25 protein-coding genes and 1 tRNA gene are annotated in these 26089 nt (G+C 59.5%); 7 read left to right on the forward strand and 19 right to left on the reverse strand.

Annotated elements, in window-relative coordinates:
* Window position 1: 1 nt before the first annotated feature.
* From QC821_RS04380 to QC821_RS04400, 5 genes are read right to left on the reverse strand one after another with little or no spacing between them, the layout of a single operon-like run.
* Window positions 2-1012 (reverse strand): virulence RhuM family protein, encoded by a 1011-nt coding sequence (locus QC821_RS04380; protein ID WP_309717516.1) that lies wholly within the window; start codon window positions 1010-1012, stop codon window positions 2-4.
* Window positions 1009-1800, reverse strand: coding sequence for a hypothetical protein (locus QC821_RS04385; RefSeq protein ID WP_309717520.1), 792 nt, complete (start codon window positions 1798-1800; stop codon window positions 1009-1011). The genes QC821_RS04380 and QC821_RS04385 overlap by 4 nt, the downstream gene beginning before the upstream one ends.
* Complete coding sequence (locus tag QC821_RS04390; RefSeq protein WP_309717523.1) at window positions 1800-4577, reverse strand: class I SAM-dependent DNA methyltransferase; 2778 nt, start codon at window positions 4575-4577, stop codon at window positions 1800-1802. Before QC821_RS04390 ends, QC821_RS04385 begins: the two co-directional genes overlap by 1 nt.
* Window positions 4574-4999 (reverse strand): type II toxin-antitoxin system VapC family toxin, encoded by a 426-nt coding sequence (locus QC821_RS04395; protein ID WP_309717525.1) that lies wholly within the window; start codon window positions 4997-4999, stop codon window positions 4574-4576. The genes QC821_RS04390 and QC821_RS04395 overlap by 4 nt, the downstream gene beginning before the upstream one ends.
* Entirely contained in the window at window positions 4996-5250 is a 255-nt protein-coding gene (locus QC821_RS04400; RefSeq protein ID WP_309717528.1) for a FitA-like ribbon-helix-helix domain-containing protein, read from the reverse strand. The genes QC821_RS04395 and QC821_RS04400 overlap by 4 nt, the downstream gene beginning before the upstream one ends.
* 474 nt (window positions 5251-5724) lie before the next feature.
* On the opposite strand from QC821_RS04400, the gene QC821_RS04405 reads away from it, so the two are divergent.
* From QC821_RS04405 to QC821_RS04425, 5 genes are read left to right on the forward strand one after another with little or no spacing between them, the layout of a single operon-like run.
* Window positions 5725-5949, forward strand: coding sequence for a TraK family protein (locus QC821_RS04405; RefSeq protein ID WP_309717531.1), 225 nt, complete (start codon window positions 5725-5727; stop codon window positions 5947-5949).
* Entirely contained in the window at window positions 5942-6694 is a 753-nt protein-coding gene (trbJ, locus tag QC821_RS04410) for a P-type conjugative transfer protein TrbJ (protein ID WP_309717534.1), read from the forward strand. The genes QC821_RS04405 and trbJ overlap by 8 nt, the downstream gene beginning before the upstream one ends.
* Window positions 6695-6704: 10 nt before the next feature.
* Window positions 6705-6911, forward strand: a complete 207-nt coding sequence (locus QC821_RS04415) for a hypothetical protein (protein ID WP_309717537.1) — start codon at window positions 6705-6707, stop codon at window positions 6909-6911.
* Window positions 6908-8419 carry a P-type conjugative transfer protein TrbL gene (gene trbL / locus QC821_RS04420; protein WP_309717540.1) on the forward strand — a complete coding sequence of 504 codons (1512 nt, stop codon included), beginning with the start codon at window positions 6908-6910 and terminating at the stop codon, window positions 8417-8419. The genes QC821_RS04415 and trbL overlap by 4 nt, the downstream gene beginning before the upstream one ends.
* Window positions 8409-8603: a hypothetical protein gene (locus tag QC821_RS04425; RefSeq protein WP_309717543.1), complete on the forward strand. Its 195-nt coding sequence runs from the start codon at window positions 8409-8411 to the stop codon at window positions 8601-8603. The genes trbL and QC821_RS04425 overlap by 11 nt, the downstream gene beginning before the upstream one ends.
* A 533-nt stretch (window positions 8604-9136) precedes the next feature.
* Here the strand turns inward: QC821_RS04425 and repC are convergent.
* The 5 genes from repC to QC821_RS04450 all read right to left on the reverse strand — a co-directional run bounded on the left by repC (window position 9137) and on the right by QC821_RS04450 (window position 12752).
* Window positions 9137-9991, reverse strand: coding sequence for a replication protein C, IncQ-type (gene repC, locus QC821_RS04430; protein WP_309717546.1), 855 nt, complete (start codon window positions 9989-9991; stop codon window positions 9137-9139).
* Window positions 9975-10850, reverse strand: a complete 876-nt coding sequence (locus tag QC821_RS04435; RefSeq protein WP_309717549.1) for a helicase RepA family protein — start codon at window positions 10848-10850, stop codon at window positions 9975-9977. The genes repC and QC821_RS04435 overlap by 17 nt, the downstream gene beginning before the upstream one ends.
* 3 nt (window positions 10851-10853) lie before the next feature.
* The gene (locus tag QC821_RS04440; protein WP_044387770.1) at window positions 10854-11087 is read right to left on the reverse strand and encodes a hypothetical protein; all 234 of its coding nucleotides are present in this window, start codon (window positions 11085-11087) and stop codon (window positions 10854-10856) included.
* Between the two features lie 410 nt (window positions 11088-11497).
* Entirely contained in the window at window positions 11498-12604 is a 1107-nt protein-coding gene (locus QC821_RS04445; RefSeq protein ID WP_309717556.1) for a site-specific integrase, read from the reverse strand.
* A gap of 71 nt (window positions 12605-12675) precedes the next feature.
* Window positions 12676-12752: transfer RNA gene (locus QC821_RS04450), tRNA-Ile, on the reverse strand.
* A 260-nt stretch (window positions 12753-13012) separates the two neighbouring features.
* On the opposite strand from QC821_RS04450, the gene QC821_RS04455 reads away from it, so the two are divergent.
* Window positions 13013-13588: a hypothetical protein gene (locus tag QC821_RS04455; protein WP_309717559.1), complete on the forward strand. Its 576-nt coding sequence runs from the start codon at window positions 13013-13015 to the stop codon at window positions 13586-13588.
* A gap of 15 nt (window positions 13589-13603) precedes the next feature.
* On the opposite strand, the gene QC821_RS04460 is transcribed toward QC821_RS04455, so the two are convergent.
* The 6 genes from QC821_RS04460 to QC821_RS04485 form a co-directional block, all read right to left on the reverse strand.
* Window positions 13604-15421: an ABC transporter ATP-binding protein gene (locus tag QC821_RS04460; protein ID WP_309717561.1), complete on the reverse strand. Its 1818-nt coding sequence runs from the start codon at window positions 15419-15421 to the stop codon at window positions 13604-13606.
* A 57-nt stretch (window positions 15422-15478) separates the two neighbouring features.
* Window positions 15479-16471, reverse strand: a complete 993-nt coding sequence (gene nrdF, locus QC821_RS04465; protein WP_309717564.1) for a class 1b ribonucleoside-diphosphate reductase subunit beta — start codon at window positions 16469-16471, stop codon at window positions 15479-15481.
* A 98-nt stretch (window positions 16472-16569) separates the two neighbouring features.
* A complete protein-coding gene (nrdE, locus tag QC821_RS04470; RefSeq protein ID WP_309717567.1) occupies window positions 16570-18723 on the reverse strand; it encodes a class 1b ribonucleoside-diphosphate reductase subunit alpha in 2154 nt (717 codons plus the stop codon).
* Window positions 18720-19169, reverse strand: coding sequence for a class Ib ribonucleoside-diphosphate reductase assembly flavoprotein NrdI (gene nrdI / locus QC821_RS04475; RefSeq protein ID WP_309717570.1), 450 nt, complete (start codon window positions 19167-19169; stop codon window positions 18720-18722). Before nrdI ends, nrdE begins: the two co-directional genes overlap by 4 nt.
* 31 nt (window positions 19170-19200) lie before the next feature.
* The gene (gene nrdH / locus QC821_RS04480; protein WP_076746613.1) at window positions 19201-19422 is read right to left on the reverse strand and encodes a glutaredoxin-like protein NrdH; all 222 of its coding nucleotides are present in this window, start codon (window positions 19420-19422) and stop codon (window positions 19201-19203) included.
* 308 nt (window positions 19423-19730) lie between these two features.
* Window positions 19731-20342 carry a superoxide dismutase gene (locus tag QC821_RS04485; protein WP_309717575.1) on the reverse strand — a complete coding sequence of 204 codons (612 nt, stop codon included), beginning with the start codon at window positions 20340-20342 and terminating at the stop codon, window positions 19731-19733.
* Window positions 20343-20839: 497 nt separating this feature from the next.
* Here QC821_RS04485 and QC821_RS04490 point away from each other — a divergent pair, with 497 nt between their 5' ends.
* Window positions 20840-22963 carry a TonB-dependent receptor gene (locus tag QC821_RS04490; RefSeq protein WP_309717578.1) on the forward strand — a complete coding sequence of 708 codons (2124 nt, stop codon included), beginning with the start codon at window positions 20840-20842 and terminating at the stop codon, window positions 22961-22963.
* A gap of 76 nt (window positions 22964-23039) precedes the next feature.
* On the opposite strand, the gene QC821_RS04495 is transcribed toward QC821_RS04490, so the two are convergent.
* Genes QC821_RS04495 through QC821_RS04505 form a run of 3 tightly spaced genes read right to left on the reverse strand, consistent with a single transcriptional unit; the run spans window position 23040 to window position 25992 of the window.
* Complete coding sequence (locus QC821_RS04495) at window positions 23040-24071, reverse strand: FecCD family ABC transporter permease (RefSeq protein WP_309717581.1); 1032 nt, start codon at window positions 24069-24071, stop codon at window positions 23040-23042.
* A complete protein-coding gene (locus tag QC821_RS04500; RefSeq protein ID WP_309717583.1) occupies window positions 24068-25072 on the reverse strand; it encodes a FecCD family ABC transporter permease in 1005 nt (334 codons plus the stop codon). The genes QC821_RS04495 and QC821_RS04500 overlap by 4 nt, the downstream gene beginning before the upstream one ends.
* Window positions 25066-25992, reverse strand: coding sequence for an ABC transporter substrate-binding protein (locus tag QC821_RS04505; protein WP_309717586.1), 927 nt, complete (start codon window positions 25990-25992; stop codon window positions 25066-25068). Before QC821_RS04505 ends, QC821_RS04500 begins: the two co-directional genes overlap by 7 nt.
* Window positions 25993-26089 lie beyond the last annotated feature (97 nt).

Here is a 26089-nt window from a genome sequence, read left to right on the forward strand (position 1 = left end):
GTCAGGGCTTCTTGCCCTTGTGTTTGAGGTCTTGTTCCAGTTGTTCGATTTCCTTCAGATCAGCGGCATCGGCGGCCTGGGCCTCCGCAATGCGCCGCTTCTGGTCGAAAACCTCATAACGTTCACGGGCGATCCGCTCCATGTTCTCGCGGCTGACGGAGCCTGCACCTGCAAGAATGGGTTGATCATTGAATGCCAGCATCTTGTCGACGTTGTTGCGCCAGAAGTCCAAGGTCAGCTCTTTCTGCTGCTTGACCCGCAGTTCCGCTTGCTCCAGGAAGATCACCACCAGCCGGTTGAGTGTGTCGATCTCGTCAGCTGTCAGATAGTTCTTGGCCACGATGACATCCTGCTTGCGTACTCGTGAACCGCTCCAACTGGTCAAGGCCATGTTGGGCTGGTCGGGGTCCGAACGCTTCAGGATCAGCTCGGCGGCGGTATGGCCGGTGGTGGCGTACAGCAGTTTGTTCTGCACCTCGGCAAAGAACTGGGAGGTCTCTCGCTCACGGGCCTGGTAATCCGAACTGAGTGCAAAGAGATCACGGACCTTCTGATAGAAGCGCTTTTCCGAGGCCCGAATGTCCCGGATGCGCTCCAGCAGCTCATCGAAGTAATCCCAGCCACCGGGGTTCTTCAGACGCTCGTCATCCATTACGAAGCCCTTCAGCAGGAACTCCTTGAGGTGCGTACTGGCCCATTGACGGAACTGGACGCCGCGAGACGAACGGACGCGATAGCCGATAGCCAGGATAAGGTCGAGGTTGTAGTAACTGATCTTCCGATTGACCTGGCGGTTGCCCTCGGATTGAACTGTCAAGGATTCCTTGACAGTTGCCTCTGGATCTAACTCATTGTCTTCGAATATATTTTTGGCGTGCAGCGAGACATTCTGCTTGGTGGTCTGGAACAGCTCGGCTATTTCCAGCTGACTGAGCCAGATGCTGTCACCCTCCACCCGAAGGTGGAGTTGGGTTCGGCCATCATCCGTGGTGTACAGAATCAGCTCGCTCATGGGTTCAGGCCTCCTTGTTGGTGACTCGCAGTCTGCTGGTCAACCGAAATGGCTCTTGCGAACCAATCAGGCATTTCCAAGTCTTCATGATCTAAAATATCTTTAGGTACATTTTTCCAGAAGGCGACGATGGCATCAGAGAAGCCCTGAAGCTGGCTCTCGCTCACTACTAGATGCGTGTAGTCCAGATAACCCAAGCCTAAAAAATCCTCGCTAATCTTACTCAATAGGTCGGGAAGATACTCAGGGTACTTTTCTTTCAGTTCGTCGAAGGAGTTGCCCTTGCCATGCTTATACACGTTGACCACCAGGCGGCAGGCATCAAGTTTTAGAAAGTAAGCCTGGTCACGAACCCTCCAGCCAAGGCTGTCCATAAGGTCTGCCAATTTCCCAAAATCGACAGTCCATACTTTCCCAGAAACCGCTTCACCAGAATGCCAATGACGGATTTCGTCTGTGAGCCATTTACGCAGGTGCTTGTCCCACTCGTGATACATACCAGCGACAACACTTAGCCGGGTGCGGTCGCGCATTTCATAGAGAAGCTGGTAGAACTCAATTCCTTCATCCCGAGCACTTTCATAAAAGTCACCTGGGTCATGAAAGTCAGGGTCAAAGCGGGTTTTGTTTGCATCAAGCCAGGATTCGGCGGCTTTATCTGCTTCACCCTCGATATCATTAAACTGTGATAAAAGCCGCTTCCTTGCTTGCTCCACGTAGAAAAGATGACCCTTGATTAGGGACTGTCGGTGAGGTTCCCACATTTGAAACAGCGAGTAGTGACCCATCAGGATGCTTCCCGTTTCGCCTTGGCAGCTGAATTGGGCGTAGCCGTCATTTTAGTGTACAGGTCAAACAGCTTTTCCAGGCGCTCTGTATCGTTCTTGAAACGGCGCCCAATATAGATCCGTTCCAGCACCTCATCGTTCTGCTCATGGGCGTGGCGCAAATCGGCGGGCATTTTTTCCGGGTCGTAAAGATCTGCAATGGTGGCCGGGAAATGGGCTTCTCGTGCCAGTAGGATGTTCTCGGCGCAACGGGTGAGATCGGCTTTATTCTTCTCGGTCAGGGTTGGCACTGGGAAGGTGTTCCAGCCCAATGTGTTGGAATAGCTAAATCGCATTTCTAAACGTACGCAGACTGCTCCAATCCAGACCCAATGCAGACGAGAGACTATCAGTGCCAAGTTCCAAAGCGGCGCATCGTAGAGAGCGAAAACCTTATCGGACATAATTGCACCCGGCTCCATTATTGCACATGGAAGGTAATCACGATTTTCGGAACTAACTCGGGGGACAACAAGGAGGGTCTCATCGCCAGTTTGCCGCACCTGTTGGAATGCATGAGGCCGCTCTGCGGTATCCCGCGTCATTTTTTTAGTGCTTCTTAAGCGCTCATCACGCACAAGAGCGATACGCCTGTTAATTGATGGAATATTTTCCGCCCGTTCCCGATTCGCATCAGTTATCCAAATACAATATCTCAACCTCCCATTTATCAATTCCTGGGACCCTACATAGCGGCGTATGAACAGAGATTTTTCTTCTTCGTTTAGAAGTAGGATAGGTACTTCGTCGGGCTCTAGCAGAAGATGCCCTCCATCAACCGGCTTGTTTCCATTGTCCATTTTGCTCAGCCCACTCATTATTCTATCGGTCGGGCAAACAATGATATTTTTTCCGGCAACGAGATAAGCATTTATCGTATCGACTTCTTTTAGGGCGGTTTGGTTCGCATTCGATAGCGAGTAAATTTTTTTGGTGCTTTGAAGGTTGTTTGCAATAGCAACAATGGCAACAGTCACGCCTGCGTTGTAGCTGGCTAAATTAGCCCACTTGAAACTGGTATGAGCAAATACAATCTCATGCCCTGTGTCAAAAATTAGCGGCCAAAGGATTGAAACTTGCTGTCCTTGGCATATCGAATTCGTTGTGACGAAGGCGGCTACAGTTGGCGTATGCAGGCCATAGTCGGCGGCCTTCATAAACCAACCAGCCACATAATCTAGAGTCTTCCAAGTTTTGGTACGACTGCCAAAAATGCGGTCAAGGTCCTGTTTTTGCTCTTTGGTCTGCCACGTTGACCCAAGATAAGGAGGGTTTCCACAGATATAGGTCTCCCCTCCCTCATTCTCGAAGTCAATTTGAGCTTGATCAAGCGGGGATTCAAAGAGATCATCTGCATGCAGCTTGACGCCGGTTCCTGTTGGCGGGCAGATACTCAGCCAGTCCAGGCGTAATGCATTGCCGCAGGTAATCCAGTTTTCCGAATCCAGCGGTAAGAACTCGGCCAGTGCCAATTTTTTGCCGCGATACAGCAGGTCACACTGGTATTCGGCAATAATCAATGCAAGCCGGGCGATTTCTGCGGAAAAATCCCGCAGCTCGATCCCTCGGAAGTTGGTCAACGGAATGTCTGTTGGCCGGTTTGGCTCGCCGCGACGTTGATTGATGTCGGCTTCGATGGCCCGCATTTGCTTGTAGGCGATAACCAGAAAATTTCCCGAGCCACAGGCTGGATCGAACACGCGGATCTTGGCCATACGGTTGCGTAAATTCAGTAACTTGCGGGGGTTATCGCCCGCTTCCTCAAGCTTTTCACGCAGGTCATCCAGGAACAACGGATTCAGCACTTTCAGGATGTTGGGCACACTGGTGTAGTGCATGCCCAGGGAGCCACGCTCTTCGTCGTCGGCAACTGCCTGGATCATGGAACCGAAAATATCGGGGTTAATCTGGGTCCAGTCCAGGCCGCCGATGTGTAGCAGGTAGGAGCGAGCAATTTTGCTGAAGCGCGGTACTTCAACACTGCCCGAGAACAGGCCACCATTAACATAGGGAAAGCCATCAGCCCAGCGTGGAATGCCTGCTGCGGCACGCTCGGCTTGTTTGGTATTCATTGCATGGAAGATTTCGCTGATCACCTCGTGGGTGTTGGCAGAATCCCGGGCGCTCATTCGCGCGACGGTATCGGTAAACAGGCCGCTACCGGAGAAAATATCGGTGTCCTCTGCAAAAAAACAGAAGATCAGGCGCGCCATGAAGTGATTCATCTCGTGGCGTTGATGCTCGGTGCCCCAATCCGGGTTGTCCTTCAGCAGCTCCACATACAGCCGGTTCAGGCGACTGGTTGCGCGAATATCAAAAGAGCTATCCCGTAATTGCTTAACGGTGCTTATACCGGCAAGCGGTAAGAAGAAGCCGAAATGGTCAGGAAAGGCTTCGTAGGTGCAGGCGACTGTTTCCCCGTTCTCCAAATCTTCAGCTTCGAAGTCCACGCCATCAGTAGCCAGGATGAAGCGCGCCTTGGCCCGGCTGGTCGCTGGGCTGGCCTTGAGAGCTTCAAGTGTTTGCGTAACTGCTCCGCCATCAGCCACAGCGATATGGATATTGTTTGTCTGCAACACGCCGCCAAGATCGGACTTGTTTGATGCGCCCGAGCGGAGCCGCTTGATGGTGGTAGCCTTGTTGCCGAAGGCCTCCAGGAAGGCATATGGGAACTCAGCCGGGTCAAAGGGCTGCTGTGCCAGATCGGATATTGCGGCTTCGATTTCTACTGCGTTCATCCCGCTTCGCCCCATGGATTAATCACTTCTACACCTGCCGCCTCAAAAGGGCCGGTATCTCGTGTGGCCACCGCAAGGCCGTTGGCTGCCGCTGTAGCAGCAATAAAGCCGTCAGCCGTAGCAATCGCCAGCCCGGCCTTTTGAGCCTTGGCGATAAGCTCGGCGTAGGTTTGGGTACAGGGGAGATCAAACGGAAGTACACGCCCGGTAAATAGCGGCAGCACTCTCCGTTCCAGGCTCTCAAGCAAGCCGGTACGGCGCTTTCCTGCCGGAAGCAGGGCGATGCCCGACCGTAGCTCTGCCACTGTGATGGCGGACAGGTAGAGGGTTTCCAGAGCCTGTGCGTCGATCCACCCGATAACACCAGGCTCTGGCTCCCGGCGCAGTGGCTCGGAGATAACGTGGGTGTCGAGCAGGATCATTCAAAGTTCACCGGTTTGGCTGGCGTCTTGTCACGGACTTGCTCAAGCACGGCAAACTCGTTGTCGGTTAGCTTGGCCTGCTTACCTATGTCGGCCAGCAGAGAGCCCAGCTTGACCCGCCCCTCGGGCGCGACAGCAGCCTCCAGGATCTCGCGTACCTCGGCTTCCATGCTATGCCCATGCAGAGCTGCACGGACGCGCAAGGCACGGTGTACCTCATCAGGAAGGTTGCGAACAGTCAGCATGGCCATTGGAAGCGTCTCCCATTGCATTCAATGCATTCATTGTATGACCCTGACTGCATCTTAACAAGGCGTGACGCGGCAGCGGTATTCCCCCTCGGAGAGCAGGATAGCGTCGAGCCCGTCAGGGCGAGTAAGTTCATGGATTTGCTAGGCCGACGCTTGCGGCGGTATAGCAAATACCTATCCTGCCCGCATCCAACGCGACCTTATAGCGACGACATACGGACACACTCACCAAAAAAAGACAATCCGGCCAATACATCTTCTGCAATATAGAATATTTATCAATATAAAAAGACAGATTGATAACTATCACTCCACGTGTGTCGCTAAAGTGTCCCTGCACTGTCGTTAATGTGTCCTTATTGTGTCGCTAATGTGGCGCAACCTCTTTTTGTTCAATAACTTGCGATATGTCGTAAGTGCTCGAATCGCCCCCAGCATTTATCATCCCAGTGGTGTGACACGAGGATTACGCCTATGGGATTGTTGGAAGAACTTAATGCTGCCAAAAAGAAAAGTTCACTGGGCAGCGGGAAAGTTGTTTTCTTGAAACATATGGAAGAGATAGAGGAAGCCTTGAATCAAGGTTATACCGCCATGGATGTTTGGTCTCTTCTGCACAAGAAGGGTGAACTCCAAATTAAATACAACCAGTTCTCTGTTTACGTAAGGAAGTACATCAAGGAGAAAAACGATGTTTAAGCGAGCGGCTATTTTTTTATTAATTGCGACTTTTACTGCTTCACCTCCCGCTTTTTCAGGTGGCGGCGGCCTGACTGGTGGGGCTACGGAAATAACACAACTTCTGAACAACGCCGAGTTGCTGGATATAGCCATCAAGGAAGCGGAAAACCTGGCCTATCAAATTCGGCAGTATGAAATTATGTATGAGAACTTCCGTAACCTGCCCAACCACATCAAGCAACAAGCTTTGGCGGATCTCCAGGCACTGGCCAGCATCGTGGCCACAGGCCGGGCTGTGGCTTATAGCTCTGGGCAGATCGACGAAGACTATCAGCGAGAATACCGCGACTTCGAATACTACGCTCAACGCCAGCAAGGCAACCATGATGCATTGGCAGAGCGGTACCGGGATTGGTCTCAATCTAACCATGACAGCGTGCGCGGGGCGCTCCGGGCGGCTGGTCTCCAGGCCCAGCAGTTTGACCGGGAAGACTCCGCGCTTCGCACCATTGAAGCGCAAATGGAAAGTGCAGCAGGTACTAAGCAACTGCTCCAGGCGGGGGGCTCTATCGCTGCCATGCAGGTGGAACAGCTCCAGAAGCTCCGGCAGCTTCAAATGGCTCAAATTCAGCTACAGGCCACCCATGTAGGTGGTCAAGTGGACCGGCAAGCAGAGGACGATTCTGCCTGGCATCGCGCAGTTGCGCCGCGTAATAACAATCCTGATACCCAGCAGCCGATCCAGGCCAATGACTTGTTTTGAGGAGTGAGCAATGAATACCAATACCAAAATTCTGATTGTGATTGCTGGGCTCATGGCGTCTATCGCAACCGCAGCGGCCTTGTGGCAGACCGATAAGGCGGAAGAAGATGCTGCCTGGGAGCGTGCGACAGCTCCGCGTGAAAGCCTGCCATCTTCGCAGCGTCCTATCACCAGTGATGATCTGTTCGGCTCAGGAGCCGGGGAGGATGGGCAATGAGACCTTGGCTATATCCGTTGCTCTATGCTGGTCTGGTGCTGCTTAGCGGGCCTGTGGCCGCATCTGATGGCGATATAGTCCGCGACCTTCAAGAGGGGTTCCGAGACTCTGTAGCTTTGTGGTACGCCCCGTTGCAGCAAGTAGCGACCTGGCTGCTGCTATCGCTTGCGGTGATTTCATATACCTGGTCAGCCAGCCAGATGGTGCTGCGAAATGCCGATTTGGGCGAGTTCGTGGCTGAGTTCGTCAGATTGGTGATCTTCACCGGGTTCTTCCTGTTTCTGATCCAGGGTGGCCAGCAGTTGGCGGAAACCATGATCAAGGGCTGGATATGGATCGGCGGTCAGGCTACCAGTACCAGCTTGAGCCTGAGTGTGCCGGAGATCCTGGAGCGCGGCTTTACCCTCGGGGGCGATGTTATTTCGGCAGGCAGTGGCTTGAGCCGGATTGCCTACACCATCCTGGCGTTACCCGTTGTGATCTTGTACACGCTGATTGCCGCTTATGCCTTCTTCGTGCTCGCTGAAATGTACGTGGTCACGGCTGCAGGAATTGTTCTGCTAGGCTTTGGCGGTTCGCAGTGGACGGCGGATTACGCCAAAAAGTACATCACCTACACCATCAGCATCGGTGCCAAACTCTATGTCATGTTCCTGGTCATCGGCGCGGGTGAGCAGTTTATCCACCAGTGGGCTGTGAATCAGGATCACGAGTCGTTCCGGGCCATTCTCGCCATCATTGGTGTGCTTTTGATGATGGCCATTCTGGTGAAGATGATTCCTGACGCGGTTCAGGGAATCATCAACGGGGCTTCTCTCGGCAGTGCAACGCCGACTGTAGGCGGTATGGCAAGGGCTGCCGGGTCTGTCGCTGTAGGGGCTGCTGTAGGCGCGGCGGGCGGCACTATGGCCATACGTGAGGCTTCAAAGCTGGCTGGTGAGCAGCTCGGCGGCGGTGGTGCGCTCGCTTCGGCGGCAGCTCCCGGTGGTGGGTCATCGGGCGGCAGTTCATTCCTGGGCGCTCAAGCAGGTGGTTCGTCAGCCGGTGGTACCTCACCAAGCGCTGGAACAGGGCCGCTTTCCATGCCTGGTGGTGGTTCATCGGCGGTCAGTGCTACATCGGGGGCTGGGCGCATGGCCCACGCCGGTCAGACCATGAAGAACCTGACGAAGGCGGCAGGTGAAACCCTGGGGGGCAAGATCATGGGTGACTACAACGCCAGTCATGGTTCCTTCGGTGGTTCGATGGCGCAGAAGCTTCGGGCTGAACGGCTCGGCATGTCGGAAGGCGGCGAGCCGGCCCATACGGGTGGCCAGCAGGGCAACGGCCAGACCGGTGCCATGAGCGGCACTATCCGAGGTGCATCGCCTTCTGATGGCGGCAGTACGCATAATCAGACCCCCCAAGCCACGCATAATCGCCCCCCCTTTGAATCGGCAAGTAGCGAGCATGGCGGCTCAGAGCAGCCCTACATGTCACCTGCACGGAGACTGAACGATGATCAATGAACGCCCGCAAGCCCCTGTTTGGTATTTGCTAGCCTGGTTGGGGATAGCGCTTTTGCTGGTCGGCTTCGCTATCACCGGGTCATGGATTGCCTGGCTGATGCTGCCGGTATGCTATCCCTTCATTATGAAAGCCGTCTCCTGGCGGCCAGAACCCCAAGATCGCCGCAGCAACCTTGATGCCTGATCGTGGCCATTGAGGCTATCTGGCGCGTAGGGGCGGTACGCATAATCGGACCCCCCTACGCATAATCGCCCCCTCCTCGCTGAAAAACTCTTCACCAGTACTGACTGTGCCGGGCGCTGCCCGGCGTTTTAACGCCAAAAAGGGGGGGGCTTGCCTTGGCGTCGAAATCAGCATGGTCAGCCCATCCATAATAATAAGAAGAATAATATTCTGATTATTCTTATGGTAAGGGTGTGCTTTCAGCGCCGTTTCACCTGCTCACGAAACAGGCCGGGCAGTCATAAGGGCTCGGAGTGGGCGCGGGGTGGAAGCCTTCTTTTTGGCGTTCAATCAGCAAGGCCAGCTCGCGCCTTCCAGGCGCGGGCTGTGCCGCGCAGGTAGTAGTTCTTAGTAACTACTAGTACGGATTTTGGCGAGGTCGCGGAAAGCCAGTATTGGCGGGCTTTCCAGCGATTTTTTGGAAGCCTAGACGTGACCGTTAATACGGTAAAACGTGACTGTTAATACGGTAGAGCGTGACCGTTGATACGATACTACTCGCGCTCGATTGACCGTGGGCGTTTGATGGTCGCTTTCGCAGTAGCTCCCCGGCCCTCGATCAGTACCTGCCAGCCATGCAGTTTGCCGATATCATATAGCGCTTTGCCGATTCGTTCTCTGCGTTTGCGGTTGGTGGCAATAGACTTGCTGGGCGGCCCCCAGACCTTTTCAGCCAGCCGGTCAAGCCGGATACTGTTGCTGGCTCCCTGTCTAAGCCATGCCGACAGCCACGCATGGGTGAGCTGGGCGGCATCACTAAGCAATGCCCGGCGCTCAACCAGCGACACATAGACATGATGCCCGGACAGCGCCTCGGCAAGACGTGAATTCAAGGCGATATGTAGCTGCCCCTCGGGCGTTTCAGCGTAGGACAGTAAACGCATTGACCAGTCGTAGTCGTCCTTGCGGACACGGCAGCCCACCATGCTAAGGCGCTCCAGACAGTCCTCCAGCCGATTGTATTCGGCCTTGCCGTCTGCCATACCTGCGGCCTGCAACAGCGCGTAGCGGGTCGTTTTGACCACTATAGCCTGATCCATTAGCGCCAGATCTTCGGGTTGTAGCCGTTGCCAAAGCTGCTGTGCTCTGCAATGACGAATACCTGCATGTAACTCCTGCCTGCCTAGCACGCCTGCCAATGCGATCGTTGCCAGCAAAACAGATTGATCGCGGGCATCCAGTGCCCGCCAGACATTGAACTTCAACTTAAGCCCGTTGTGCTCATGTTCGATTGTAAGGCCGCCAGGGCGGCGACCGCGATACATGGTACGAAACAATGAAACAAGCCATAAAGCCGGGTCACAGCGGGCATATTCAACGCGAGTGAGGTTTTCAGCCGGTGTAGACATTCGTGGCCCGCCCCTTTTTGGCGTTTTCTTGTTTTGCAGGGACTAGCTCGACTGGTATCAACACGCCTTCTGCCTGGCGCTCGTACCAACGTTCATCCAGCTCTTCACCGTAATTGATTTTGCTGGAACCGAACCGCAAGAAATATTTACGCCGGTCATTACCAATTGGGCGACGATCAAAGGTGCGATCACTCAAAAGCTCGGCCTTCTCCTCCGTCATCCGTTCGACAAAGCCGCACCAGCGAGCATTGTCGATCAACGCTGAGGCACCTCGGGCCGCTTGCTGCTGTCCGGTTTGGCCGTCACGGGCGCTGTTCTTGTTTACATGGTGCAGGTAGAGCACTGAAGCGCCAGTGAGATAGGCAATCTGTTCCAGACGAGACACCAGTTGGGCCATTTCACCATTGCTGTTTTCATCGAGATGGTGAACCCGACTCAGGGTGTCGAGGACAATCAAGCGAGCGCCATGGCAAAAGTCCAGAATCTTCTGCATGTGGCGTTCATCCATGATGTTGAGTCCCTTACCCATTATTGATTCCAGCACCAGATTCTTTGCTATGGCTGCTCTGGCGGCAGGGCTCAGATGCTTGCCTATAGCATGGATACGCCGCAGCAATACGGGCTCTGGATCTTCGCCTGCGAGGTAGATCACCCGCCCTGTTTTGGATGGATTTAGCTGCAGAATGTCGCCACCAGGAACACTGCTTGCGATACACATTGCCGCCTCAAGCGCCCAGTAGCTTTTTCCTGTCGCGCCAGGCGCAACCAGAGCCCCCACGGTGCCTGATAGAAAGCCGGACCAGATGAAGTCCAAGGGCGGCGGTTCATTCTCAAAAGCCCACATCAGATCAATCGCCATGTCTCACCCCCTATCGCCGCAGAGCCGGTCACTGTCCAGCAGCTCGGCAATTTGCGAAGTGCGGAAATAAACACGCCGACCGACTTTCAGCTTTGCCTGGTTGATTTCTGTTGCCCAGGGGTTGTTTGTTCGCAGGCTGATGCGTAGGCCGTCTGGTGAGCGGTCAAGAACAGTGGCCAGTTGGGGAAGGCTCAGTAGTGGGCCAAAACGGTCGAGAAGGGAATCCTCGATAGTCATTGTGTAATCCTCCGTAATTGATACTTGCCTTACGAAGGTTATGAATATCGGGCTGGTTTGTATACTTACGATATATCGTAAGTTATTGAAAATAAAGCACTAAAGACACATTAGCGCCACATTAGCGACAGGACAGGGACAGATTAAAGACACTCAATAGAACGAAACGATTAAAAGCATGGTTAATATGCAAAAATATTATAAATATTCCGTATTCTCGCTCATTCCAGTAAGTGTTGCTCTCCAAATTCCGGCTGTGTCGCTGAAGTGCTGCCTTGCCAGCGGGCAGGATAGGCATTCGTCAGACCGCCAGTAAACTGGGGCCGTTCCGAATGCTGTAACTTACTCGCCCTGTTGGGCTCGACGGTGTGTGGCGTTCTGGTAGGGAAGGCTTTACCGGCTCGGGTTGGTCATCCCTTCCTGGGTTTCTGCGAGCGCCGCTGCTCGATGGCATCGAGTTGGTCTACCAGATCTTCGGCCCGTAGGTGGGTATAGCGCTTGAGCATTTGCATGGACTTGTGCCCACTGATCGCGGCAACCTGCTGATCGCTCAGCCCGCCTTCGACAAACCGACTAACAGCCTCATGGCGAAGGTCATGAAAGCGGAGTTCTTTCAGGCCAATGCTTTCTTTGGTGTTCAACCAGACCTTGTTGAAGTTGTAGGGTCGCCGCTGGCCGTCTTGGCCCGGTTCTCCAAAGAACACCAGGTCAGTGTCAATGGGGCGCACCGGGTTGGCCAACGCCTGCCGGAAGACCTCCACCGCTGTATTGCTGAGGGGTACCGTGCGGGGCGTGGTGTTCTTGGTCTCCAGAAGGCGCACAATGCGCCGTTTCAGGTCTACCTGGCTTCTGCGTAGGGTGGTGATCTCCGACGAGCGCATGCCCGTTTCCAAGGCGATACGGACGATCCACCCCAGCATGGGGTTGGTGTGTGCATCCACGGCAGCCAGCAGGCGCTGCTCTTCCTCATGGGTCAAGCGACGCTCCCGGCCTGGCGGCGGCGAAGGCCGCCGAATGCTTTGCACCGGGTTGTAGGTCAGGCCGATACCCCATTCCTTCATGGCTGTGTTGAACATGTGGCCCAGCAACGCCAAATCGAGTCGAACAGTGTTCGGGGAGCGGGGCTTGGGATCTGGTTTTCCTTTGGCGTCCTTCCTATCCAGGCCCGCCAGTCTCTCATCCCGGTACTTGGCGATGATCTCTGGCGTCAGGGCGGCAAGGGAGTATTTACCAAGGTGCTTGATCAGGGGCTTGGCGTGACGGGCATCGCTGGCTGCCGAGGTGGGGCGTTTGGTCGGGGAGACTTCAGCCAGGTATCGCTTGAGGGCATCGGCAACGGTGAGTCGCTCGGCAGGAGCCCGCTGGATGTATACGCCTCGCACCATTTCGTCTTCAGTTCGACGTGACCAATCCTCCGCATCCCGTTTGGTGCGGAAGGTCTTGGTTGCGGTGGGAAAGCCGCTCTTGCGGATGACGGCTTTCCAGGTGCCAGAGGGGGTCTTGACCAGTGTTGCCATGGGGTCTCGGTACAGTCCTTTTGATTCAGCACTGTACCGAAACTGTACCTTTACGGCAATCCTGTGGTGTTTGGTGGGCCCAGCAGGACTTGAACCTGCGACCTACCGATTATGAGTCGGCTGCTCTAACCAACTGAGCTATAGGCCCTTTTTCTGATTTTACCTTCGCAAGCCAAGGCTTCGAAGGTGGTAATTCTAACGCTTCCTTCAGGCCTCGACTAATCGATTATGAGTCCCCTGCTCTAACCAACTGAGCTATAGGCCCATCAGGGAGGGGCGCGTCGGCGCGCGGGCGTATGATAGCGAATGCCGATGGGTGAGGCCAGCATAGGCGCGCGTGGATTGCGGGAATGGGGCACTTTTCCGGCGCTGGCGTGTCTTTGCTGTGTCATCGACCGGGAGACTCATGTGAAAGCCTATCTTGCCCTGTTTGCCCTGCTCATCGCCCTGCCCGCCCATGCCGACTGGCAGCTCGACCCCGAGCGCTCGCAGGTCGAGGCGACCATCGTCGAGTTGACCGATAACGGCCCGGTGGAGCATCAGCACCGCGTGCGCGAGCTGCGCGGCGATATTTCCGCGGATGGCATCCTGACGCTGCCGCTGCGCCTCAACCAGACCGACGCGCTGGATCGCCTGGGGCCGCTACCGCCGTGGCTTTCCGGCATCACCGACATGCCGCTGGCGACCCTGAATACGCAGCTGCCGCCGGAGCGTCTCGACGCGCTGGATATCGGCGAATCAATGGTCGAGACGCTGATCTTCAGCGTGCGCGCCGACGGCAATCTTCAGCAGGAGCCGGTGGACCTGCGCTTCACCCGCGAGGACCTCAACACGGTGCGCGTAACCACCGCCGAGCCGGTGGCGCTGGACGGCCAGGAGATCATGGCGAACTCCACCATGCGCAGCGTGCTTAGTCTGCTCGGCTATCAGCGCATCGGCGACGAGGTGCCGGTGGCGCTGAACGCCATCCTGGTCAATCGCTAGCCGCTTGCCTGCTGGCTAGGCGAGCGGCACGTCCTCGGCACGGGCCGCGCCAGTCTGCACCCGCCACTGGGCGGCATAGAAGCCGTCGCGCTCCAGCAGCGCAGCGTGCGAGCCGCGCTCGACCACCTGGCCACGATGCACCACCGCGATCTCGTCGGCGTGGACGATGGTCGAGAGGCGGTGCGCGACCATGATCACCGTGCGGCCGTGGGCAATTCGCTTCAGCGAGCGCTGAATGGCGGCTTCGGTCTCGTTGTCCACCGCGCTGGTGGCTTCATCGAGGATCAGGATCGGCGAGTCCTTGAGCAGCGCCCGGGCCAGCGATAGCCGCTGGCGCTGGCCGCCCGAGAGGCGAATGCCGCGCTCCCCTACCGGCGTCTCGAGCCCCTGCGGCAGCGCCTCGATAAACTCCCAGGCCTCGGCGGTGCGCGCCGCCTCGAGCACTTCGGCGTCGCTGGCCTCGGGCCTGCCGTAGGCGATGTTGTCGCGTATCGAGCCCTCGAACAGGTAGACGTCCTGGCTGACCAGACCGATGGCGCCGCGCAGCGAGGCCAGGCTGACGCTCTGCACCGGCTGGCCGTCGACGCGCACTTCGCCCTGTTCGGGGTCGTAGAAGCGCAGCAGCAGCTTGATCAGCGTCGACTTGCCGGAACCGGTGGCGCCCACCAGCGCCAGGGTGGTGCCCGCCGGCACCTCGAGGCTGACCGCCTCGACCCCTGCCCCGCTGCTGGCGTAGTGGAAGCTGACCGCATCGAAACTCACCGCACCGCGTACCGGCTGAGACAGCTCGCGCGTGGCGTTGTCGCGTACGGTGATCGGCACCTGGAGCAGGTCGAGAATCCGCCGGGTGCTGGCCATGGCACGCTCGAACAGGTCGATCACCTCGGCTAGGCCGGTTAGCGGCCACAGCAGGCGCTGGGTAAGGAACACCAGCACGCCGTAGGCGCCAATGTTGAGGTCGCCGCGCAGCGCCATCATCCCACCCACGGTGAAGGTGGCAAGGAAGCCGGCCAGGATCGCCATGCGGATCACCGGAATAAAGGCCGAGCTGACCCGAATCGCACGGCGGTTGGCCTGCACGTAGGCCTCGCTGGCCACGCGCAGGCGTTCGGCCTCACGGGCCTCGCTGGTGAAGCTCTTGATGGTGGCGATGCCGGCGAGGTTGTTGGAGAGCCGGCTGGAAAGGTCGCCGACCTTCTCGCGCACATCGCTGTAGAGCGGCCCAGCCTTGCGCTGGAAGTAGAACGCCCCCCACACGATCAGCGGAATCGGGGTGAAGGCCAGCAGCGCGATCAGCGGTGATATGACGAAGAACACCGCCCCCACTGCCACCACCGTGACCCCGACCTGCACCAGGGCGTTGGCGCCGCCGTCGAGGAAGCGCTCGAGCTGGTTGACGTCGTCGTTCATGGTCGCCACCAGTTGCCCCGAACTGCGTGCCTCGAAGAACGCCATATCCAATCGCTGGGCGTGCTCGTAGGTGTCCTGACGAAGGTCGGCCTGCAGCCGCTGGGCCAGGTTGCGCCACAGGATCTGGTAGAGGTATTCGAAGATCGACTCGCCGGCCCAGATGAAGAAGGTCAGCACCGCCAGGATCATGATCTGCTCCTGGGGCGTGGTGAAGCCGAGCCGGGCGACGAAGCTGCGCTCCTGGTTGACCACCACGTCGATGGCCACGCCGATCAGGATCTCGGGAGCGATATCGAAGATCTTGTTGATGATCGAGCAGCTGGTGGCGGCGATGATCCGCCGCCGGTAGCCGCGGGCATAGCGCAGCAGACGCACCAGGGCATGGAAGCTACTGCTGCTGCGGGAAGGCTGTGCAGGACTCACAGGGGTTCTCTTGGCGGATTGGAGGGAAGGCCGCCGTGCGGCGGCCTGGGGGCGCGGTCAGAACGCCCAGTCTTCGTCCTCGGTGGCCACCGCCTTGCCGATCACGTAGGAGGAGCCGGAGCCGGAGAAGAAGTCGTGGTTCTCGTCGGCGTTGGGCGAGAGCGCGGCGAGGATGGTCGGGTCGACGTCGGTGACGCTACTCGGGAACAGCGCCTCGAAGCCGAGGTTCATCAGCGCCTTGTTGGCGTTGTAGTGGAGGAACTTCTTGACGTCCTCGCTCAGCCCCACCTCGTCGTAGAGCGACTCGGTGTACTTGACCTCGTTGTCGTAGAGCTCCAGCAGCAGCTCGTAGGCATACTCCTTGACCGCCGCCTGGCGCTCCGGCGTGGCCTCGGCCAGGGCCTGCTGGAACTTGTAGCCGATGTAGTAGCCGTGCACCGCCTCGTCGCGAATGATCAGGCGGATCAGGTCGGCGGTGTTGGTCAGCTTGGCGTGGCTCGACCAGTACATCGGCAGGTAGAAGCCCGAGTAGAACAGGAACGACTCGAGGAACACGCTGGCGACCTTGCGCATCAGCGGGTCATCGGCGCGGTAGCGCTCGAGGATCAGGTCCGACTTGGCCTGCAGGGTCGGGTTCTCTTCGCTCCAGCGGAAGGCGTCGTCCACGTCCCGCGTGGTGCACAGCGTCGAGAAGATCGAGCTGTAGGAGCGCGCGTGCACCGCTTCCATGAAGGCGATGTTGGCGTAGACCGCTTCTTCGTGGGGCGTGCGCGCATCCGGCATCAGCGTCGGGGCGCCGACGCTGCTCTGGATGGTGTCGAGCAGCGTCAGGCCGGTGAAGACGCGGATGGTCAGCTGCTGTTCCTGGTGCGTGAGGGTGTTCCACGACTGGATGTCGTTGGATAGCGGCACCTTCTCCGGCAGCCAGAAGTTGCTGGTCAGCCGGTTCCATACCTCCAGGTCCTTGTCGTCCTGGAGGCGGTTCCAGTTGATGGCATCGACCCGCGATAGGCGCGGCGCCGTGCCCTGTGCTGCATGTGCGTTAGTCATATCTCAATCTCGTGTTAAACAAGCAAGGCTAGGAAGTATGGACGCCGGTAGACGATGAGCTGTCCCGGCGCTCATCTCGCCGCAGGCTAGCCATGCCGCTAGAGGCTGCAGGAGACGCAGCCCTCGACTTCCGTTCCTTCCAAGGCGCTCTGGCGCAGGCGCACGTAGTAGAGCGTCTTGATGCCCTTGCGCCAGGCGTAGATCTGCGCCTTGTTGATGTCCCGCGTGGTGGCCGTATCGGGGAAGAACAGCGTCAGCGACAGGCCCTGGTCGACGTGCTGCGACGCCTCGGCGTAGGTGTCGATGATCTTCTCCGGGCCGATCTCGTAGGCATCCTGGTAGTAGGCCAGGTTGTCATCATTTAGGTAGGGCGCCGGGTAGTAGACACGGCCCAGCTTGCCCTCCTTGCGAATCTCGATCTTGGCTGCCACCGGGTGAATGCTCGAGGTGGAGTGGTTGATATAGGAGATCGAGCCGGTCGGCGGCACCGCCTGCAGGTTGCGGTTATAGAGGCCGTGCTCCATCACCGAGGCCTTGAGCGACTGCCACTCTGCCTGGCTAGGAATGGCGATGCCGGCACGCTCGAACAGTCCACGGACCTTCTCGGTACGTGGCTGCCACTCACGCTCGGTGTACTTGTCGAAGAACACGCCGCTGGCGTAGTCGGAGTCGGCGAAGCCGGCGAAGGCCGTGCCGTGCTCGATGGCCAGGCGGTTGGAGGCGCGCAGGGCGTGGTAGGCCACGCAGCAGAAGTAGAGGTTGGTGAAATCCAGCCCCTCTTCCGAGCCGTAGTAGATGTGCTCGCGAGCCAGGAAGCCGTGCAGGTTCATCTGCCCCAGGCCGATGGCGCGGGAGTGGGCGTTGCCTTCGGCGATCGACGGCACCGAGGAGAGGTGGCTCATCTCCGATACCGCGGTGAGGCCGCGCACGGCGATCTCGACGCTGGTGCCGATATCGCCGGCATCCATCACCTTGGCGATGTTCATCGAGCCCAGGTTGCAGGAAATATCCTCGCCGGTATGGCGATAGCCGAGGTCGTCGTCGTAGAGGCTCGGCGTATTGACCTGGAGGATCTCCGAGCAGAGGTTGCTCATGTTGATGCGCCCGGCGATGGGGTTGGCGCGGTTGACGTTGTCCTCGAACATCACATAGGGATAGCCCGACTCGAACTGCACCTCAGCCAGTATCTGGAAGAACTCCCGGGCGTTGATCTTGGACTTGCGGATGCGCGAGTCGTCGACCATCTCGTGGTACTTCTCGGTGACGCTGATATCGCCGAACGGCACGCCGTAGACGCGCTCGACATCGTAGGGCGAGAACAGGTACATCGCCTCGTTGCGCTTGGCCAGCTCGAAGGTGATGTCGGGGATGGTCACGCCCAGCGACAGCGTCTTGATGCGGATCTTCTCGTCGGCGTTCTCGCGCTTGGTGTCGAGGAAACGCAGGATATCCGGGTGGTGGGCGTTGAGATAGACCGCCCCGGCGCCCTGTCGCGCGCCCAGCTGGTTGGCGTAGGAGAAGGCGTCCTCGAGCAGTTTCATGATCGGGATGATGCCCGACGACTGGTTCTCGATGCGCTTGATCGGCGCGCCGAACTCGCGGATGTTGCTGAGCAGGAAGGCCACCCCGCCGCCGCGCTTGGAGAGCTGCAGCGCCGAGTTGATGGCGCGGCCGATGGACTCCATGTTGTCCTCGATGCGCAGCAGGAAGCACGACACCAGTTCGCCGCGCTGACGCTTGCCGCAGTTGAGGAAGGTCGGCGTGGCGGGCTGGAAACGGCCGCTGATGATCTCGTCGACCAGCGCCCGGGCCAGGGTCTCGTCGCCGCGGGCCAGGCTCAGCGCCACCATGCACACGCGATCCTCGTAGCGCTCCAGGTAGCGCTTGCCGTCGAAGGTCTTCAGCGTATAGCTGGTGTAGTACTTGAAGGCGCCGAGGAAGCTCGGGAAGCGAAACTTGTAGGCGTAGGCCTGCTCGAACAGCGACTTGATGAAGGCGCGCTCGTACTGCTCGAGCACCTGGGGCTCGTAGTAGCTCTCCTCGATGAGGTAGTCGAGCTTCTCTTCCAGCGAGTGGAAGAACACGGTGTTCTGGTTGACGTGCTGCAGGAAGTACTGGCGCGCCGCTTCACGGTCGCGGTCCAGCTGCAGCTCGCCCGACGGCCCATACAGATTGAGCATGGCGTTGAGGGCGTGGTAGTCGAGCGTGCGTCCACCCTCGCTTTGGCCGGCGGGCCGGTGAATCTCGCTCATGGCTGTCGTTTCCAAAACGCATCTACTCCCTGTTGAACCCTGGCCACGTCGTCCGGCGTGCCCAGCAGTTCGAATCGATATAGCAGCGGCACGCCGCATTTGTCGGCAACGATGCGCCCGGCCAGGCCGAAGGCGGCGCCGAAGTTGGTGTTGCCGGCCGCAATCACGCCGCGAATCAGGCCGCGGTTGTGCGCATCGTTGAGAAAGTGGATCACCTGCTTGGGCACCGCGCCGTCGGCGCTGCCGCCACCGTAGGTGGGGGTGATCAGGATGTAGGGCTGGGTCACGCGCAGCGGCGGCTCATCGCGGCTCAGCGGGATGCGCCGCGCCGGCAGACCGAGCTTCTCGACGAAGCGCTGGGTATTACCCGACTTGGTCGAGAAATAGACCAGCTCGCCTCGAGCGTGCTCAGCGCTCGGCTGTTGGTGCCTCTGCTCAGCCAGCATGATGATCTCCTGCCGTGACCTCGAGCCCGATTTACGCCAGCGCCTGAATGCGATCCGGACGGAAACCCGACCAGTGGTCGTCACCGGCCACAACAACCGGCAGCTGACGGTAGCCAAGGCCTTCCACGGTTTCGCGGGCACTGGGGTCCTGGCTCAGATCGATGACCTCATAGTCGAGCCCCTGCTTGTCCATCGCGCGGTAGGTGGCGGTGCACTGAACGCAGGCGGGCTTGCTGTAAATCTCAATCTTCATGGTTATCGTTCCCTTACAAATCAAGGCAAGTATGGCTTGGCCGACGACCCATAGGATACACCATATCTGGTGAATCCTGCCATGAGGAAATCAATATATAGTGCCTATTGGCCAAACACACCCCCGCATGCGGTAGCCAGGCGACGAGGCGCGAGGCGCCCTGATAGCGGGCGGTACGCGGGCAAGGCCAGTCTAGCCGGCTGCGCCGACGAGACCTTAACGGAGATCAAGAAAGGTGGCGAGAAACACACAACAGAACGCCGCGGCCAGATGGCCGCGGCGCTCAGTATTACGCTGTCAGTCGAGAATCAGGCGATTGCCGCTTGGTAGCGACGCTCGACCTCATCCCAGTTGACCACGTTGAAGAACGCCTCGATGTAGTCCGGGCGCTTGTTCTGGAACTTCAGGTAGTACGCATGCTCCCAGACGTCCAGACCGAGCACCGGCGTGTTGCCGTGCATCAGCGGGCTGTCCTGGTTAAGCGTGTTCTCAACCACCAGCTTTTTCTCCGGGGTCACGCTGAGCCAGGCCCAGCCGCTACCGAAGCGGCCCAAGGCAGCCTTCTTGAAGGCATCCTTGAAGTCATCGAAGCCGCCCAGCTGCTCGTCGATGGCGGCTGCCACCTGGCCCTTGGGCTGGCCACCGCCCTGGGGAGACATCATTTCCCAGAACTTGGAGTGGTTGGAGTGGCCGCCGCCGTTGTTGATCACCGGCTGGCGCTTGTCGTCGGGAAGCTTGTCGAGATTGGAGATCAGCTCATCGACCGGCGTCTCCTCGAAGCCAGTGCCCTCCAGGGCGGCATTGAGGTTGTTGACGTAGGTCTGGTGGTGACGCGAATGGTGAATTTCCATGGTCATCGCGTCGATGTGCGGTTCCAGCGCGTCGTAAGCGTAAGGCAAATCGGGCAGTGAATGAGGCATGACTCTAGCTCCTCCCTTTGCTGAAAGATAAGACACGGCGCTTGGCCGCAACCTCCTATGTTAGCTCAGAATGGCAGAGCAACGCGAACAGCGCGAATGAATTGCATCGCCAACGCGCGAATGCGAATAAACGTCAGTGACGACCTCTCCGCCTACCGGCAATGCTTCGGGATCGCCTATCGCTTCGCCCACCAGGGCCGCCTACCGGTGGCGCAGGGCCAGGCGCCCGTGATTGAAAACGCCAGGCCAGATCCCCGTCGACGCTCGAACCCACATGGCATATGCCAGCGCCCAACTACCAGGGTGTTCCCCTCCAGGCCTCCTCGGCGCCATTCTTATGATAATGAATGTCGAAAGGCACAGAAACGCATGCGCATTTGCTTATCGTTTGAAAAGTCAAATGATAAACATTATTATTAACAAGCTTAAGCATGGCTCTGCATGATCTTCGCCAAGACGACTCGACAACCCAATACCAAGCAAGGGAAAGACCTTCCATGCCCCACAAGACGCATGCTGCCTGGCTGGCCCCAGTGATTTTTGGCTCTGCCCTGCCGGGATTTGCCTTCGCCCAGGCCAATGACGAGACCACCGCCTCGCCCGATCTATCGCCGGTAGTGGTCACCGCAACCCGTAACCGTAGCCAAGCCGGTGAAACGCCTCAGAAGGTCACTGTCATCACTCGCGAGCAGATCGAGCAGCAGTTGGCCATTACCCAGGACCCGGGCCAGGTGCTCAGCAACCTGATACCTTCCTACTCGCCCAGCCGTCAGAAACTCTCCAATGCCGGCGAAACCTTCCGTGGCCGCTCACCGCTATTCCTGGTCGACGGTGTCCCGCAGTCCAACCCGCTGCGCGATAGTGCGCGGGACAGCTACACCATCGACCTGTCGATGGTCGAACGTATCGAGGTGATTCACGGCGCCAGCGCTGAGCACGGCCTGGGCGCCACGGGCGGCCTGATCAACTTCGTCACACGGCGCGGCAGCGGCGCAGGGATCAACCAGCACGCCGGGGTCAGCCTGACCAGCGATGACGACTTCGAGTCCGAGGGTTTCGGCTACAAGCTGGACTACCGTCTCAGCGGTCAGAGCGGCGACTGGGATTACCTGGGTGCCATCAGCCGTCAGCAGCGCGGCGTCTTTTTCGATGGCAACGACGAGATCGTGGGTATTGCCTACCCGGGGGAACTGCAGAACTCCATCAGCCATGACCTGTTCGGCAAGCTCGGCTACTGGATCGACGACGATCAGAATATCGAAGTATCTCTCAAGCATTTCGACCTTGAGGAAGGCGATGATTACGTGCCGGTGATCGGAGACCGCGCCGCGGGAATCCCCACCTCGGCACGCCGGGGCAATCCCGATGGCGATCCCGGCTTCAACCAGGTCAGCATGGCACGCCTCTCCTACTCGCATGCGGACTGGCTTGGCAATGCGCTGGATGCGCAGATCTATCGGCAACGTTTTCGCGCCCAGTTCGCCACTACGCCCTTCTTCCCCTACCTGGATGCATCGGGCGATACCCGCTACGACCAGACCCGTAACGAGTCGGACAAGCTGGGTGGCAAGTTCACCATCAGCCGTGACGGCCTGCTGGACGACCGCCTGAAACTGACCACCGGTATTGATGTACTACAGGACGAGACGCGGCAAGTGCTGGCCCACACCGACCGCACCTATGTACCGGAAACCCAGTTCCGTAACTACGCCGCCTTTGTGCAGGGCGACGTCAGCCTGACCGAATCGCTGAGCCTGCACTCCGGGGTGCGCTACGAGTACGCCGAACTGGACGTCGATACCTTCTCGACCATCGATCGCAGCAATGTCACCCAGGACAACGTTAGCGTTGAGGGCGGCACCCCCACCTTCAATGAAACCCTCTACAACCTGGGTCTGGTCTACCAGGCCACCGACTGGGCGCAGCTGTATGCCAATTACTCCCAGGGTTTCGGCATGCCCGATGTGGGCCGGGTACTGCGCGGCATCGACACGCCCGGGCAGGATATCGACTCGCTGCTGCAGCTCCAGCCTATCGTCACCGATAATCGCGAGATCGGAGCACGCTTCAACTGGGAGCGTTACGGTCTCGAAATTAGCTACTACGAGTCCAACTCCGACTACGGCGAACGCCTCACGGAACAGAACGGCACCTTCGCTGGCAGCCGCGAGCGGACCGAAATCCAGGGGGTAGAGGTCACCGGCGAGATGCAACTCGGCGACGCTCACGACCTGCGCCTCTCTTATGCCCATGCCCAGGGCAAGTCGGATACCACCGGCGATGGCCGCGTCGATACCAAACTGACCGGGATCAATATCGCACCGGACACGCTGCGTCTTGGCTGGAGCGCGGCATGGAGCGACCGACTCTCTTCGCACCTGCAGGCCAGCTACTACTTCGACCGCAGCGTCGATAATCCAGAACTCGAGTTCGACGGCTACGGCCTGATCGATGCCTCGCTGGGATACCGCCTACCCGCGGGTAAGCTCTCCTTCGGTATCGAGAACCTGACCGACAAGGAGTACATAACCTACTACTCCCAGTCGGCGCGGGTCAGCGACGAATACTATTTCACCGGTCGTGGACGCACCCTGACTCTCGGCTATCAGCTGGATTTCTGACGCCTCGCCCGTGTCCGGGGCTTGGCTTACTGCTTGACGGCGCCTTCGGGCGCCGCTTTTTTTGCGGACAAGACCTTCAGCGCCAGCGATACAGCAGGTAGACGAAGAACGGCGCGCCGATGCCGGCGACGAAGATACCCGCTGGCAGGTCTCGGGGCAGGAAAGCGACCCGACCGAGCAGATCGGCATGCAGCACGATCAGCGCACCGATAAGGGCTGACACCGGCACCAGCCCGGTATGCCCGCGTACGCCCAGCCTTCGAGCGATATGCGGCGCGAGCAGGCCGACGAAGCTCAGCCCGCCGGCAAACGCCACCGCGGCACCGGCCAGCGCCACGGCCAGCAACAGCAGGGCCAGGCGACTGCCCTGCAGCGCCGCGCCCAGCCCAACCGCCAGTTCATCACCGAGCGCCATGACATCCAGGCGTCGCGCCAATACCAGCGCCAGGGGCAAGCCCACCAGCGCCCAGGGGGCAAGCCCTGCCACCTCTCGCCACTGGGCGGCGTAGAGGCTGCCGGTTAGCCATACGTAGGCGCGCATGGCCGTGGTATCGGTGCTGAGCACCAACAGCAGCGTGGTGCCCGCACCGAGTGCTGCGGCGATGCCAACGCCGATCAACACCAAGCGTGCCGGGGTCACACCGCGCCCGGTGAGGGCGACGATGGCCAGTGCCACCAGCAGTGCACCGCACAGTGCCGCCAGGGGCAGCCAGGCTTCGCCCAGTGCCGTACCGCCCAGCGCCAGGAAGCTGACCGCCGCCAGCGAAGCGCCGCCGGTAATGCCGATCACATCCGGCGAGGCCAGGGGGTTGCGCACCAGCCCCTGTAGCAGCAGCCCGGCCACCCCCAGGCAGGCACCGATGAGGATCGCCAGTACCACCCGGGGCAGGCGGATCTCGTGAATAATCAGGGCGATATCGCTGCGCCGGGGAACCACCAGCGCCTCCAGCACCGCGCCAGGCGATGTCGCCTGACTACCCAGACTCAGCGAAGCCAGGGCACTGGCAGCGAGCGCCAGGGTCAGCAGCAGCGTCACCACCAGGGTGCGGCGCTCCAGGCGCAGGGAGACTCTTCCATCGGCAGTGCGCACGAGCACGGGGTGGCTCATGGGACCAGGCTCCGGCGGCGGGCGAGATAGAGGAAGAACGGCGTGCCGAGCAGTGCCGTCATCACCCCGACCGGTACCTCCTGGGGCGGCATGACAAAGCGCGCCAGGGTATCGGCTCCCAGCAGCAGGCCGGCACCGAGCAAGGCACAGCCGGGCAGCACCCAGCGATGGTCGCGGCCGAACAGCGCACGCACCATGTGCGGCACGATCAGCCCGACGAAGCCGATCATGCCGGCCAGCGCCACCGAGCTTCCCGCCAACACGATGACCACCGCCCCCGCCAGTAGCCTGACCCGGCCGGTGCGCTGGCCAAGCCCCTTGACCACCTCGTCGTCCAGCACCAGCAGGTTGAGCTGGCGGACCAGCAGCAGGCAGATAGCGGCGGCGACCAGGAAGAACGGCAGCAGCGGCAGCAGCATGTCCAGGCCGCGCCCCGCCACCGAGCCCGCCAGCCACAGCAGCAGGCTCTCGAAGCCCTCCTGGTCGACGATCAAGAGTCCCTGGGCCAGCGAAACGAACAAGGCCGTGACCGCCACACCGCCCAGCACCACCCGCACCGGCGAAAAGCCGCCATCGCGGCCACGCCCCAACAGCGTGACCAGCAGTGCCGCTACCAGGGCGCCGAGGAAGGCTACCCAGGCCAGCGCCATGGGCGAACGCAGGGCGAAGACACTGCTTGCCACCACCACGAAGCACATGGCGCCAGCATTGATGCCGAGAATGCTCGGTGCCGCCAGAGCGTTGCGCGTCAGGGTCTGCATCAGTGCGCCAGCCACCGCCAGGCTGGCCCCCACCAAGGCGGCGATCAGCGCGCGGGGCAGGCGTTCGGTACGCAGGATCAGGTGGTGCACCGACCCCGGGTCGGGCGCAAGAAAGGCCTCCACCAGGGTGGCCGGCGCAATCGCAGTGGCACCCAGTGCCAGGCTGGCAAGGCCGGCGGCAAGCGCCAACAGCGCCCCTGCCATCAATCCCAGCAGCCTGGCCGAGGAAGTGGTCAGCATTGTCCACTCTCCCCTTGGCGCACGGCATCGTGCAGCTCGTAGTGGTCGTAGAGCTCGTCCAGCAGCCGATGGGCGGCCAGGATGCCGGCGCCCATGCTCCAGATCACCGGGTCGACGTAATAGACCCGCTCCCGCTCGACCGCCTCCAGGCGTCGCCACAGAGGATGCGCCGTCCACTCGCGATGCAGCTCGGCCACCGCCGCATCGTCGCGCATGAAGACGAAGATCGCATCGGCATCCAGGGCCGGCAGGGTTTCACGGCTGACCAACTTGATGCCCCAACCGCTGCCCTGCTGCCCTGACGGTCGCTGGAACCCCAGTTGATCAAGAACATGGCGAGCGAAGCCGTCGTAGTAGAGACGCACATGGTCGCCGCGAAAGCTCACCACCGAGACCCGCTGAGGCCAGGCATCGCCCAATCGGGCCTCGGCGCGGCAGCGAAAGTCGGCCACCCGTGACCGCCAGTCGGCGAGCCATTCACGGGCCTCGGTCTCGCGCCCGGATGCCTCGCCCATCAGCTCGAGCATGGCCTCGAAGTCATGGGCGCTGTCGGCCAGTAGCGTGGGCGCGATACGCGACAGCAGCGGGTAGACCCCGGCATGGCGATATCGGGCACCTACGATCAGATCGGGCGCGAGCCCCGCCACCGCCTCCAGGTCCGGCTGGGTCTCAAGCCCCAGGTAACGCACATCGGCAGGCAGCTCGTCGCGCAGGTAACGATACATGGGGCGCTCAAGCCACGACTCGACCACCCCGACCGGTTCGAGTCCCAGCGCCAGCGCGCTGTCCGTGGCGCCCTGGTAGAGCGTCACGATGCGCTGGGGCCGCTCATCAGGCAGCGGCACCTGGGCACTGGCACCCGCAACAGGCTGAAGGCTCAATGCAGCAAGCAGCAGCAAGGCATTGGCAGATGGCCGCATGGGATAGCACTCGACACTGGATGGACACAAAGGCGGCGAAGGTGACACACTTACGCCAATTAATGCAAACCATTATCATAAGGGATGCGATTCCTTC

The organism is Franzmannia qiaohouensis (genome assembly GCF_031451695.1).
Lineage (GTDB): Bacteria > Pseudomonadota > Gammaproteobacteria > Pseudomonadales > Halomonadaceae > Franzmannia > Franzmannia qiaohouensis.